General features: G+C 45.3%; 12 protein-coding genes. 10 read left to right on the top strand and 2 right to left on the bottom strand.

The window, feature by feature from the left end; all coding sequences use genetic code 11:
- Positions 1-489 precede the first annotated feature (489 nt).
- Entirely contained in the window at positions 490-2,124 is a 1,635-nt protein-coding gene (gene aceB / locus N5E84_RS09515) for a malate synthase A (RefSeq protein ID WP_029388209.1), read from the top strand.
- Positions 2,125-2,259: 135 nt separating this feature from the next.
- Positions 2,260-3,570, top strand: coding sequence for an isocitrate lyase (gene aceA, locus N5E84_RS09510; RefSeq protein ID WP_013857509.1), 1,311 nt, complete (start codon positions 2,260-2,262; stop codon positions 3,568-3,570).
- Between the two features lie 93 nt (positions 3,571-3,663).
- On the opposite strand, the gene N5E84_RS09505 is transcribed toward aceA, so the two are convergent.
- On the bottom strand, positions 3,664-4,110 hold the full coding sequence (locus N5E84_RS09505; RefSeq protein WP_043004349.1) for a CBS domain-containing protein: 447 nt from the start codon (positions 4,108-4,110) through the stop codon (positions 3,664-3,666).
- Between the two features lie 228 nt (positions 4,111-4,338).
- Between N5E84_RS09505 and queA the strand changes: the two genes are divergently transcribed.
- From queA to secF, 5 genes are all read left to right on the top strand, one after another.
- Positions 4,339-5,391, top strand: coding sequence for a tRNA preQ1(34) S-adenosylmethionine ribosyltransferase-isomerase QueA (gene queA / locus N5E84_RS09500; RefSeq protein ID WP_029388208.1), 1,053 nt, complete (start codon positions 4,339-4,341; stop codon positions 5,389-5,391).
- Between the two features lie 128 nt (positions 5,392-5,519).
- On the top strand, positions 5,520-6,650 hold the full coding sequence (tgt, locus tag N5E84_RS09495) for a tRNA guanosine(34) transglycosylase Tgt (RefSeq protein WP_026027700.1): 1,131 nt from the start codon (positions 5,520-5,522) through the stop codon (positions 6,648-6,650).
- Between the two features lie 107 nt (positions 6,651-6,757).
- On the top strand, positions 6,758-7,090 hold the full coding sequence (gene yajC, locus N5E84_RS09490; protein ID WP_013857505.1) for a preprotein translocase subunit YajC: 333 nt from the start codon (positions 6,758-6,760) through the stop codon (positions 7,088-7,090).
- A gap of 19 nt (positions 7,091-7,109) precedes the next feature.
- Positions 7,110-8,966: a protein translocase subunit SecD gene (gene secD, locus N5E84_RS09485; RefSeq protein ID WP_017044259.1), complete on the top strand. Its 1,857-nt coding sequence runs from the start codon at positions 7,110-7,112 to the stop codon at positions 8,964-8,966.
- A 14-nt stretch (positions 8,967-8,980) separates the two neighbouring features.
- Positions 8,981-9,928, top strand: coding sequence for a protein translocase subunit SecF (gene secF / locus N5E84_RS09480; protein WP_013857503.1), 948 nt, complete (start codon positions 8,981-8,983; stop codon positions 9,926-9,928).
- Between the two features lie 174 nt (positions 9,929-10,102).
- Here secF and suhB read toward each other — a convergent pair whose 3' ends face one another.
- Complete coding sequence (suhB, locus tag N5E84_RS09475; protein ID WP_013857502.1) at positions 10,103-10,906, bottom strand: inositol-1-monophosphatase; 804 nt, start codon at positions 10,904-10,906, stop codon at positions 10,103-10,105.
- A 177-nt stretch (positions 10,907-11,083) separates the two neighbouring features.
- Here suhB and trmJ point away from each other — a divergent pair, with 177 nt between their 5' ends.
- The 3 genes from trmJ to N5E84_RS09460 all read left to right on the top strand — a co-directional run bounded on the left by trmJ (position 11,084) and on the right by N5E84_RS09460 (position 13,690).
- Positions 11,084-11,812, top strand: a complete 729-nt coding sequence (trmJ, locus tag N5E84_RS09470; RefSeq protein WP_029388207.1) for a tRNA (cytosine(32)/uridine(32)-2'-O)-methyltransferase TrmJ — start codon at positions 11,084-11,086, stop codon at positions 11,810-11,812.
- A gap of 115 nt (positions 11,813-11,927) precedes the next feature.
- Complete coding sequence (gene iscR / locus N5E84_RS09465) at positions 11,928-12,449, top strand: Fe-S cluster assembly transcriptional regulator IscR (RefSeq protein ID WP_026027698.1); 522 nt, start codon at positions 11,928-11,930, stop codon at positions 12,447-12,449.
- Between the two features lie 26 nt (positions 12,450-12,475).
- Positions 12,476-13,690: an IscS subfamily cysteine desulfurase gene (locus N5E84_RS09460; protein ID WP_013857499.1), complete on the top strand. Its 1,215-nt coding sequence runs from the start codon at positions 12,476-12,478 to the stop codon at positions 13,688-13,690.
- The last annotated feature ends 29 nt before the right edge of the window (positions 13,691-13,719 follow it).

Raw genomic sequence — 13,719 nt, 5'->3', positions numbered from 1 at the left:
TTACAAACAATTCTTGATGAAGTTTTCATAAAATCAAAAATCTTTACAGCCACAATTTTACACATCCTATTTTCTCTTGCGTTTAAAAAGAAGCCATCTGTCTCGCTCGGTTAGTCGTAAATTCAAGCCTTACTGCGTCTCACATCATTTCGAACGTCTGTTTAAAACTAAAATCTGCCTTTTTGAGTTGTGTAATAAAATAACGTAATAACTTTCATATTTAACAAGGAAATCAAACATAGGTTTGAAACGGGATAAAACTTTGTTTTTAACCTTTTATTAACTTTGTCTCTTTTGCTGAATGATGAGTTGATGTAAGGTTTAATAAGGTTTTGTAAGACTTATGTCTAGCTTGGTTAGGCTTGAAATATTGGATTGACTGAGAGAAAGTGTCGGTAGAGATAAGTCAGTGGATAGCAAAAAATGAGCATTTGAATTTGTGGTTTTTAAATTACAAATGTAGTTGGAATGGTTTTAAGGAAGAGCGTTATGTTTGCACAGACCCCAGAAACAGAGTTAGCACTCAGCAAAGAACACCACGAAGCCAAGCTTGAGGTTGTTGGTGCCGTTGGCCCACATCACCAAGCTATTTTCCCTTCAGAAGCCCAAATCTTCTTGTCCACTCTGTGTGCTAAATTTGCAAGCCGTGTTGATTCGCTGCTGGATGCACGAGAAGAGCGACAAACACGTATTGATAACGGAGAACTGCCGGATTTTCTCAAGGATACGCAAGATATTCGCGAAGGAAGCTGGAAAATTCTCGGTATCCCACACGATTTACAAGATCGTCGAGTGGAGATTACGGGGCCAACCGACCGAAAAATGGTGATCAATGCATTGAATGCTAACGTCAAAGTGTTCATGGCGGATTTTGAGGATTCGATGTCACCAGCATGGGATAAAGTGCTGGATGGGCAAGTCAATTTGCGTGATGCCATTGAAGGAACCATTAGCTATACCAATCCTGACAATGGTAAGTGCTACCAGCTTAAAGATAACCCAGCGGTGCTCATTTGTCGGGTACGCGGTCTGCACCTTAAAGAAAAGCATATTAAATATGCAGGGCAAAGTATTCCGGGTTCGCTGTTTGATTTTGCACTCTACTTTTACAACAACTATAAATCATTGCTTAAAAAAGGCAGTGGCCCTTATTTTTATCTTCCAAAACTTCAGGCCTATCAAGAAGCAAAGTGGTGGAGTGACGTTTTCCATTTTACCGAAGAGTATTTTGGGTTAGAAACTGGCACCATTAAAGCCACCGTATTGATTGAAACCTTACCCGCCGTGTTCGAGATGGACGAAATATTGTTCTCGCTTAAAGAACACATTGTCGGCTTAAATTGTGGCCGCTGGGATTACATTTTCAGTTATATCAAGACATTGAAAAATTATCCGGATCGGGTGCTACCAGATCGCCAAGTTGTCACAATGGAAAAGCCGTTTCTTAACGCCTATTCACGCTTACTGATCTACACCTGTCATAAGCGTGGCGCATTTGCGATGGGCGGTATGGCCGCGTTCATTCCAGCTAAAGATCCCCAAGAAAATCAGTTGGTTCTCGATAAAATTCATCACGATAAATTACTCGAAGCCAATAATGGTCATGACGGTACTTGGGTTGCCCATCCCGGTTTAGCGGATACGGCAAAAGCGGTCTTTGACCAAGTACTGGGCGAGCGTTGTAACCAATTAGATGTTACGCGTCTGTCTGATGCGCCGATTCATGCCAATGAGCTGTTGACCCCATGTGAAGGGGAACGTACCGAACAGGGCATGCGTCATAATATTCGAGTTGCACTTCAGTACATCGAAGCATGGATCTCCGGCAATGGCTGTGTCCCCATTTATGGTTTGATGGAAGATGCGGCGACTGCAGAGATTTCTCGAGCGTCAATATGGCAATGGATCAAGCATGGAAAAGCCTTGGATAACGGTCAGATTGTTACCAAAGCGCTTTTTGAGCAGTATCTTGCGCAAGAAATTGAAGTTGTGAAACAGGAAATCGGCACGCAGCGATTTGCACAAGGACGCTTTAGCGAAGCGGCACAATTGATGGCTCGCTTAACTACCAGCGATGAGCTGACTCATTTTCTCACCGTTCCGGGTTATGACTACCTAGATTGATGAGATTTAAAACCAATAACTAATAACCAATTACTGACAACCAATAACGTGAAGCTGTTTTCAAAAGCAGAATAGGTCGTACTGCTGAGAAAAGGATGACAGTGCGCTTGCGCATCAAAATAAGAGGGATAGACCATGACATTAACTCGCCGCCAACAAATCGAAGCTCTAGAAAAAGATTGGGCAACCAACCCACGCTGGAAAAATGTAAAGCGTACTTATACTGCTGCTGAAGTGGTTGATCTGCGCGGTTCAATCACTCCAGCCAACACCTTGGCCCAACGTGGCGCTGATAAATTGTGGTCACTGGTTAACGGCAGTGCCAAAAAAGGTTATGTGAACTGTTTGGGTGCATTGACAGGTGGTCAAGCGGTACAACAAGCCAAAGCGGGAATTGAGGCGATTTATCTCTCCGGCTGGCAAGTAGCGGCAGATAACAACACCGCTTCCACCATGTACCCAGACCAATCGCTCTATCCAGTCGATTCTGTTCCATCGGTGGTCAAGCGCATCAACAACTCGTTTCGTCGTGCTGATCAAATTCAGTGGGCGGCCGGAAAATCACCGGAAGATGAAGGTGGTATTGATTACTTCTTACCGATTGTTGCCGATGCTGAAGCCGGATTTGGTGGCGTACTCAATGCTTACGAGTTGATGAAGTCGATGATTGAAGCAGGGGCGGCCGGTGTGCACTTTGAAGATCAGTTGGCGTCAGTAAAAAAATGCGGACACATGGGCGGCAAGGTTCTGGTTCCGACTCAAGAAGCGGTTCAAAAATTGATTGCGGCACGTTTGGCCGCTGACGTATCAGGGACAACCACTTTGGTCATTGCTCGTACTGATGCAAACGCGGCGGATCTACTGACCTCGGATTGCGACGCATACGATCGTGATTTTATCCAAGGCGAGCGTACTCAAGAAGGTTTCTATCGCGTGAATGCTGGGATTGAGCAAGCGATTTCACGCGGTCTCGCTTACGCGCCGTATGCTGATCTCGTGTGGTGTGAAACCGCTAAGCCTGATTTGGATGAAGCCCGCCAATTTGCCGAAGCAATTCTAGCGCAATACCCAGATCAACTGCTGGCTTATAACTGTTCTCCCTCTTTCAACTGGGAGAAAAACTTGGACGCAGACACCATTGCTCGTTTCCAGCAAGAGTTGTCGGACATGGGATACAAATATCAATTCATTACTTTAGCGGGCATTCATAACATGTGGTACAACATGTTTGAGTTAGCACATGCTTACGCGCAAGGCGAAGGTATGCGTCATTACGTTGAGAAAGTTCAGCGTCCAGAGTTTGAAGCAGCATCAAGAGGTTATACCTTTGTTGCACACCAACAAGAGGTGGGAACGGGTTACTTTGACCGGATGACCAATACCATCCAAGGTGGCAGCTCTTCCGTGACCGCGTTAACGGGCTCTACCGAAGAAGACCAATTTTAATTAGCGATACTTCCCAATCATTATCTGTGTAACACCTTTGAGCGGCGTAAGCCGCTCTTTTTTATGTGAGGCACTTATATTAGGGAGTGAGCGTTATTCAATATCGACTTCGTCCGGTTCACTCTCTTCTTGTAGCTCAAGTAAGGTAACAGCTACCCCAATAAAGTCCGTGTCAGTAATAATGCCCACTAGTTGGCCTTTATCTACAACGGGTAAGCAGCCTACTTTATGTTTTTGCATGTAGATAGCACTCTCTTTTAACCCCGCTCGCGGGTCAACCGTCATAATTTTAGTATGCATCACCTCATATAACGGCGTTGTCAGTGTATATGATTGATCTTCAGGGATGTTTTTTAAGCTCGACTCTTGCGCGGCAAGAATATCTCGATGAGTAATGATACCGAGTAGTTTTTTGTGTGGATCGACGATAGGGATATGGCGAATATCCAACGCTTCCATAGTGTGCTTAGCATCGGCTAACGTGTGTGTACGCAACAGGGTATGGGGGTTGCGAGTCATCATGTCTTCAATTTTGATCATAACGAGCTCCTTTTTATTATTGACCTGATTCAACTATAGTTTTTTCTGCGCAAAATATCTGAGAGCTCCCGCTATTTTTACTTTGATTGATGCGTAAAGATTGGGTGCCATTTTCATGTTTAATTACATTAAATTTAGATCTGGGTCTGACGAGCGAAGGTGTTTACGTATATACTACGGCGCTTAAAAAAATTACGTCATCCACTCAAAACGAACAAGATAAGAACTATGCAAGTTTCAGACTTTCACTTTGAACTTCCCGATGAGCTGATTGCTCGTTACCCAACGGCTGAACGTACGGCGAGTCGCTTACTGCAATTAGACGGTAACAGCGGTGAACTGGCGGATGGCTCATTTAAAGACGTTCTTGACCGAGTTCAGCCCGGCGATTTATTGGTTTTTAACAATACACGTGTCATCCCGGCTCGCATGTTTGGGCGCAAAGCTTCAGGCGGCAAACTGGAAGTATTGGTCGAACGAATGTTGGATGAACAGACGATTTTAGCTCATGTTCGCTCATCTAAGCCGCCAAAACCGGGCAGTGAGTTGTATTTAGGAGAGCATGACGAATATCATGCACAGATGGTGGCTCGCCATGACGCGCTGTTCGAGATTCGTTTTACAGCGTCAAAGACGGTACTGGAGATCTTAAACGAGATTGGCCATATGCCGTTGCCGCCTTACATTGACCGCCCTGATGAAGATGCTGATAAAGAGCGTTATCAAACCGTATACAACCAAAAACCGGGAGCTGTCGCTGCACCGACCGCCGGTTTGCATTTCGATGAGGCTCTGCTTGAGCAAATCAAAGCGAAAGGCGTCGAATTTGCTTATGTAACCTTGCATGTTGGCGCTGGAACCTTCCAGCCAGTACGAGTCGACAATATTCACGATCACCATATGCATGCAGAATATGTTGAAGTGCCACAAGAGGTAGTCGATGCCGTCAACGCGACTAAAGCGCGTGGTGGTCGAGTGATCGCTGTTGGAACTACGTCGGTGCGCTCACTGGAAAGTGCCGCGCAAGATGCGCTTAAAAAGGGCACTGAGCTGGTTCCTTTTTTTGGTGATACTGAAATTTTTATCTTCCCTGGTTATGAGTATCAGTTGGTGGATTGTTTAATCACTAACTTCCACTTGCCAGAGTCGACACTGATTATGCTCGTCAGCGCTTTTGCAGGTTATGAGCATACTATGGCCGCGTACGCGCATGCCGTGAAACATCAATATCGTTTCTTTAGTTATGGTGATGCGATGTTTATCACCAAGAACACCAATTAACGAGTGCTAGCATTACGCTAGGAGAAGAAGCTCCGCTTCGTTTTTCGCTAGGAATTGGCGACCGCTCTAGAGGGGTGCTTGCACCTAATCATGATACGTCAGACTGTTTCTCTGACATTGGAGGCTTCGTGAAGTTAACATACGAACTTAAAAAGAAAAACGGAAATGCTCGCCGTGGGCAATTAACCTTTGAACGTGGCACTGTGCAAACACCGGCATTCATGCCTGTAGGTACTTACGGCACAGTAAAGGGCATGACACCGGAAGAAGTAAAAGAGACGGGCGCAGAAATTTTGCTCGGTAATACTTTTCACCTGTGGCTGCGCCCTGGCCAAGAAGTGATGAAAATGCACGGTGACTTGCATGATTTTATGAACTGGCAAGGCCCGATCCTCACCGATTCAGGTGGTTTCCAAGTGTTTAGCTTGGGTGATATTCGCAAAATCACGGAAGAAGGAGTGCATTTTCGTAACCCAGTAAATGGTGACAAGATTTTCATGGACGCAGAAAAGTCGATGGAAATTCAAAAAGATCTGGGCTCTGACATTGTGATGATTTTCGATGAGTGTACGCCGTACCCTGCGACGCACGACGAAGCGAAAAAATCAATGGAGATGTCTTTACGTTGGGCGCAGCGTTCACGTGACCATTTCGACAAATTAGAGAACACCAACTCGCTATTTGGTATCGTGCAAGGCAGTGTTTACGAAGATTTGCGTGATGTTTCCGTGAAAGGCTTAACCGAGATCGGATTTGATGGCTACGCGGTTGGTGGCTTAGCGGTGGGTGAACCTAAAGAAGACATGCACCGTGTACTTGAGCACACCTGTCCACAATTGCCAGAAGACAAACCACGCTACCTGATGGGTGTCGGTAAACCTGAAGACTTAGTGGAAGGGGTACGTCGCGGTATCGATATGTTTGACTGTGTGATGCCAACGCGAAATGCACGTAATGGCCATCTATTTGTGACGGGTGGTGTGATCAAGATCCGTAATGCAGTACATAAAACCGATACAACTGCGCTGGATCCGCATTGTGACTGTTACACTTGCAAAAATTATTCGAAGTCGTATTTACACCATCTGGATCGTTGTAACGAAATTCTGGGTGCGCGTTTAAATACTATTCATAACTTACGTTATTACCAACGCCTGATGGCAAGCATTCGTTTAGCGATTGAAGAAGATCGCTTCGACGCGTTTGTTGAGGAGTTTTATGCTCGTCGCAATCGTGAAGTTCCACCAATGGGCCAATAACGGTTTTGCTGCGTTTTGCTTAATTTGTGAAGTGATAAACTTGAAATTAAGCCAACGCAGCCCAATTAGAATTACATTACACAACAATATTTTAGAGGACGTTTTCAATGAGTTTAATTTCTGTAGCACACGCAGCAGGTGAAGGTGCATCACAAGGTGGCGGTTATGAAATGCTGATCATGCTTGGTATGTTTGCGGTTATTTTCTACTTCATGATTTACCGCCCACAAGCCAAACGTGTTAAAGAGCATAAAAGTTTGATGGCCGCCATGACTAAAGGTGATGAAGTGTTAACCAGTGGCGGTTTAGTGGGTAAAATCACTAAAATCGCAGAAGACAGCGATTACATCTCTATCGAACTGAATGTGAACAATGAAATTGTGATCAAAAAAGATTTCATTACAGCGGTGCTACCAAAAGGTACGCTTAAGTCTTTATAACAGCTAAAGGATCCTTGCTGTGCTAAACCGTTATCCGTTATGGAAGTATTTGTTAGTGGTGTTCGCCATCACTCTCTCTGCTTTATATGCACTTCCAAATATTTACGGTGAAGATCCGGCAATTCAAATTACAGGGGCGCGTGGCGCCTCTGTTGATATGTCAACGCTGGATGCTGTCACCAAAGCTCTTGATAAAGAGAGCCTTTCTCATAAATCCATTGCTCTAGAGAATGGATCAATTCTTGTTCGATTTAACGATACCGATACTCAAATCAGTGCGCGTGATGTGGTGAGTGAAGCGTTAGGCAAAGATACAATTGTTGCACTTAACCTTGCTCCTTCAACGCCTTCTTGGTTGGAATCGATTGGCGCGGCACCGATGAAGCTTGGCCTTGATCTGCGTGGTGGTGTTCACTTCTTAATGGAAGTGGATATGGATGCCGCAATGGAAAAATTGATTGGTCAGCAAGAAGAAGCGTTTCGCAGCGAACTGCGTGATGACAAAATTCGCTACCGTGCTATTCGCTCAGTGGGCAACGACCGAGTGGAAGTCACTTTGCGTGACGATGAGCAATTAGAGCAAGCACAGCAAGCATTAACGTCGAAACATCCTGATATGACTTTTACTACGTCTAAGGCTGACGGTCGCTTTGCGCTGATTGCTCAATTTACTGAGCAGCGTTTGCAGGAAGTTCGAAATTACGCCGTTGAGCAGAACATCACGATTTTGCGTAACCGTGTTAACGAATTAGGGGTCGCTGAACCCTTAGTGCAGCGCCAAGGTGCCAGCCGCATTGTGGTTGAGTTACCGGGGGTTCAAGATACCGCTCGTGCTAAAGAAATTCTTGGTGCAACCGCGACTCTTGAGTTTCGTGAAGTTGATGACAAGGCTGATTTAGCCGCCGCGGCTTCTGGTCGCGCTCCTGCTGGGAGTGAAATCAAATCTGATCGTAATGGTCGCCCGGTTGTCTTGAAAAAACGCGTGATTCTAGGTGGTCAAAGTATCACGGATGCCAGCTCTAGCATGGATGAATATGGTCGCCCGCAAGTGAACATTTCGTTAGATAGCGAAGGCGGAAATAAGATGTCGGCGTTCTCTAAAAAGAACATTGGCAAGCTTATGGCAACGGTATTTGCAGAGTACAAAGACAGCGGCCGTCGGACACCTGATGGCAAAGTGATTCTGGATAAGCATGAAGAAGTGATCAACCAAGCAACGATTCAGTCGGCTCTTGGGCGTAACTTCCGTATCACGGGAATTGACTCTGCTGCAGAAGCTCAAAACCTTGCACTTTTACTGCGTGCAGGTGCGTTAATTGCGCCAATCTCTATTGTTGAAGAGCGTACCATTGGTCCATCAATGGGGCAGCAAAATATCGATATGGGCATTCAAGCCTGCATCTGGGGTATGGTTGCGGTGATGCTCTTTACGCTGCTTTACTACCGTGGTTTTGGCTTGATTGCCAATATTGCATTGATGGCGAACCTTGTGCTCATTATTGGTGTGATGTCGATGATCCCAGGGGCGACAATGACCTTGCCGGGTATTGCGGGCATCGTATTGACGGTCGGTATGGCCGTGGATGCTAACGTTCTGATCTTCGAGCGTATTCGTGAAGAGCTCCGTGATGGACGAAACCCACAACAAGCTATCCACCAAGGCTATGCTAACGCGTTCAGTACCATTGCTGATGCCAACATCACTACGTTGATTACGGCAATCATTCTATTTGCTGTGGGTACTGGAGCCATCAAAGGGTTTGCCGTCACACTTTCTATCGGTATTTTAACCTCAATGTTTACCGCTATTATCGGGACTCGCTGTATTGTGAACCTGTTATATGGTGGTAAACGCATTAAAAAATTGTCGATCTAAGGCTAGGAATTACTATGTTTCAGATTCTAAAAGCAGATAAAACGATCGACTTTATGCGTTGGTCTAAATTTGCGTTTTTATTCTCTCTTTTAATGATTGGTGCGTCTATTTTCACTTTATCAACCAAGTGGTTGAACTGGGGACTGGACTTCACCGGCGGTACTTTGATTGAAGTTGGGTTTGAACACCCAGCTAATCTTGAAGATATCCGCAGTGCTTTGGAAGCGAAAGGGTTTGGCGATGCGACGGTGCAGAATTTCGGTTCCGCGCGCGAAGTGATGGTCCGTCTTCGTCCACGTGCTGACATGGTTGGCGAGACGTTAGGCAACCAAATTCTTTCTGCTATTAAAGAGGGGACAGGAAAAAGTGTCGAGATGCGCCGCATTGAGTTCGTTGGCCCGAATGTGGGCGATGAATTAGCTGAAGCCGGAGGCTTAGCGATTTTGGCTTCGCTCATCTGTATTTTGCTTTATGTCTCCGTTCGTTTTGAATGGCGGCTCGCTGCGGGCGCGGTGATGTCACTGGCACATGATGTGATCATCACGCTTGGCATCTTCTCTATCATGCAAATTGAGGTTGATTTAACGATTGTTGCCGCTTTGCTGACCGTTGTCGGTTACTCGCTCAACGATACGATTGTGGTATTTGACCGTATCCGTGAAAACTTCCGTAAATTGCGTAAAGGTGATTCAGCCGAGATCATGAACAGCTCAATTACCCAAACCTTGAGCCGGACTTTGATTACATCGGGAACCACCTTGCTGGTGGTGATCGCACTCTTTGTGCAAGGTGGGGCGAACATACATGGTTTTGCCACCGCTTTACTGCTCGGTATCACCGTGGGTACTTATTCATCTATCTATGTCGCATCAGCGTTGGCATTGAAATTAGGAATTACCCGTGAGCACCTACTTCCACCTCAAGTGGAAAAAGAGGGTGCGGAGTTCGACGAACTTCCTTAGCAGACTGAAAGTTTCTTAAATAGCCAAAGCCGCAGAATATTCTGCGGCTTTTTTCTAACCATCTCACCGCTGTCACTCTAAGTAGCAAAGTATAAAACGAAACTAAAAAAGCCTCGTATATTGCTATACGAGGCTTGAATCAATTTTGACGGTGTTGATGGTATTTAGTGCAACCTATTTAAGAATAGCGCTGTTACCGTTATCACGAATGTGTTTCAGAATCGCTTTAACACCACGGGCACTTGAACCTACAATGTTGCCCGATTTCATGTATTCAGTACCGCCAGAGAAATCGGTAAGAATAACGCCTGCTTCACGAGCGATCAGCTCGCCAGCGGCTAAATTCCAAGGTCTTAAACCCAGTTCAAAGTAACCATCGACACGGTTTGAAGCTAGGTAACATAAATCAAGCGCAGGAGAACCGGTACGACGGAAATCAGCACATTCAACAAACAGTGCAGACATGATTTTCATGAAAGATTCGGCATGTTGCTTTTGTTTGTATGGGAAACCAGTAGCGAGAATAGTGCCTTGAAGATCTTTTAACTGTTTAACACGAAGGCGTGAGTTGTTTAATTGCGCACCAGCACCACGTTGAGCGGTAAACAGCTCATTGCGCATTGGGTCATAAACACAAGCAACTTCTGTTTTGCCTTTAATGCGAACCGCGATGGAAACGGCGAAGTGGGGTAAACCTTTGACGAAGTTTGTTGTGCCATCCAGTGGGTCGATGATCCATTGAACGTCCTTATCTTTACCGTCGATAAGCCCGTTTTCTTCAGCAACGATACTGTGTTCTGGGTAAGAACTTTTGATTGTATCGATGATCATAGTTTCTGCTTCTTTGTCTACGTTAGTAACAAAGTCATTAGTCCCTTTCTGAGTTGTTTCGATTTTCTCAGTATTTTCTAGTGATTTAGCAATATGGTTACCAGCTTTTCGCGCAGCGCGAATAGCAATGTTTAGCATTGGATGCATACAGTTTTCCCAACGGATGTTAAAGAACGAAAAAGCGGGCAGCAGTATAACAAAGTTTTATTAAAAAGGAAGTGGCTATTTTTTGCTCGGTTGTTTATGTGTAGCTAAAGGACCTGACCATTTTAGTCAGGTTTATGTTAGTATTCTGTCGTTTAAAATAGAGTGGCGTACAACGTAATGCTAGACAATGTAAAAATCATTTTAGTAGGGACATCTCATTCAGGAAATATTGGTTCTGCTGCCCGAGCGATGAAGGTCATGGGCCTAAGTAAAATGATTTTGGTTTCGCCTCAATGCGAGGTAGACGCTCAAGCGATCGCTCTAGCTGCTGGAGCAAGCGACATCGCTTTAAATGCGGAGGTCGTGGATACGCTAGAGCAGGCTGTCGCAGATTGTGGCCTGGTGGTTGGGTCAAGTGCTCGCTCACGAACTTTAGAATGGCCAATGCTTGAACCGCGTGAATGTGGGGAAAAATTGGCGCAAGAGGGGCAGCAATACCCGGTTGCTTTAGTATTTGGCCGAGAAAAAACCGGGCTGACCAACGATGAACTGCAAAAATGCCATTTTCATGTGTGCATTCCGGCTAATCCTGAATACAGTTCGTTAAACCTTGCTATGGCCGTACAAATATTGAGTTATGAGGTGCGTGTTGCCTATCTAAATAATGAAAAAAAAGGTTATCAAGCCCAGCCAGAAGAAGCGTATCCTCTGCATCACGAATTAGAAATGTTCTATCAGCATCTTGAAAAGGTAATGATACAGACACAGTTTATTTCAAAGGAACAGCCGGGACAGATCATGAATAAACTCCGTCGGCTATTTTCTCGTTCGCGTCCAGAGTCTCAAGAAATCAATATATTACGTGGTGTGTTGACCTCAATTGAGAAGCATCGCAACAATCAATAATTATCCAGATTAATAATAGGGTTAAATACCTGACTAAATTAGTCAAATAAATACTTGACCTATTTAATCGGGTATGGAAAAATTCCAACCACATAATCAATGTGGATACGGTGATATGAGACTTACATCTAAAGGAAGATATGCGGTTACAGCCATGTTAGATGTGGCTCTGCATTCGCAACAAACCCCAGTGCCGCTGGCGGATATTTCCGAACGGCAAGGCATTTCGCTCTCTTACCTTGAGCAGCTGTTTTCTAAACTGCGTAAAGCGGGGCTAGTTGCTAGTGTGCGTGGTCCAGGTGGTGGATACCGCTTAGGTGCAGATGCCTGCTCAATTTCGATTGGTACTGTGATTGCCGCTGTTGATGAATCAGTTGATGCAACAAAATGTAATGGAAGAGCCGACTGCCAAGGTGGCACTCGCTGCTTAACACATACGTTATGGCGAGATCTTAGCTCTCGCATTAGTGACTTTCTGAACAACATTACTCTTGGCGAGTTAATGATTGATAATGAAGTACTAGAAATTTCTGACCGCCAAGGCTTGGGCCTGACGGTGAACCACGGGTTAACCAATAAAAATACCAATACCGTGATTATCGGCTCGGTGCCCGTAGGTCTTAATGCCCGCTCATAGCGGCAATGTTTACATTGGAGTAGAAAATGAAACTGCCTATTTATTTTGACTATTCAGCTACCTGTCCAGTTGACCCTCGCGTGGCTGAAAAGATGGTTCAGTACATGACGATGGATGGTGTTTTTGGTAATCCAGCATCGCGATCGCACCGTTATGGCTGGCAGGCAGAAGAAGCCGTAGACACTGCGCGTGAGCAAATTGCTGAACTGCTTAATGCTGATCCTCGCGAAATCGTATTCACATCCGGTGCGACAGAGTCAGACAACCTCGCGATCAAAGGTGTGGCGCATTTCTATGCCAAGCAAGGTAAGCATATCATTACCTGTAAAACCGAGCATAAAGCGGTGCTTGATCCATGTCGTCAGCTTGAGCGTGAAGGCTATGAAGTGACCTATCTTGAGCCAGAATCGAATGGCTTGATTGATCTAAAAAAATTAGAAGCGGCAATGCGTGATGACACAATTTTGGTGTCGATCATGCACGTGAATAACGAAATTGGCGTAATTCAGGACATCATGGCGATCGGTGAGCTTTGCCGTGAACGCAAGATAATTTTCCACGTAGATGCAGCGCAATCTGCCGGTAAAATTCCCCTTGATGTGCAAGAAATGAAAGTGGATCTTATCTCCCTTTCAGCGCATAAAGCGTATGGACCTAAAGGGATTGGCGCATTATATGTTCGCCGTAAACCTCGTATCCGTCTTGAAGCGCAAATGCACGGTGGCGGCCATGAACGTGGTTTCCGTTCAGGCACATTACCAACGCACCAAATCGTAGGTATGGGTGAAGCATTCCGTATTGCTAAGCAAGACATGCAAAAAGATTTTGACCACGCAAAAGCATTGCGTGACCGTCTACTCGCTGGTGTACAAGACATGGAAGCCGTGAGTGTGAATGGCGATTTAGATCAGCGTGTTCCGCACAACCTGAATATTAGTTTTGCCTTTGTTGAAGGCGAATCGCTACTGATGTCTTTAAAAGACTTAGCGGTATCATCAGGTAGTGCTTGTACGTCGGCCAGCTTAGAGCCGTCATATGTATTGCGTGCGCTTGGTTTGAACGATGAAATGGCGCACAGCTCGATTCGTTTCTCATTTGGCCGTTTTACGACCGAAGAAGAAGTGGACTACGCCGTTGAACAAATCCGCGTAGCCGTAAGCAAATTACGTGACATGTCTCCTCTATGGGATATGTATCAAGAGGGTGTGGATTTAAACACCGTTGAATGGGCACATCACTAGTCCTTTAAAAGGCACTGGTTTATTCCCAA

The sequence above is a fragment of the Vibrio sp. J502 genome (genome assembly GCF_025397955.1).
Taxonomy (GTDB): domain Bacteria; phylum Pseudomonadota; class Gammaproteobacteria; order Enterobacterales; family Vibrionaceae; genus Vibrio; species Vibrio anguillarum.
This window is presented reverse-complemented; position numbering and strand designations above follow the sequence as displayed.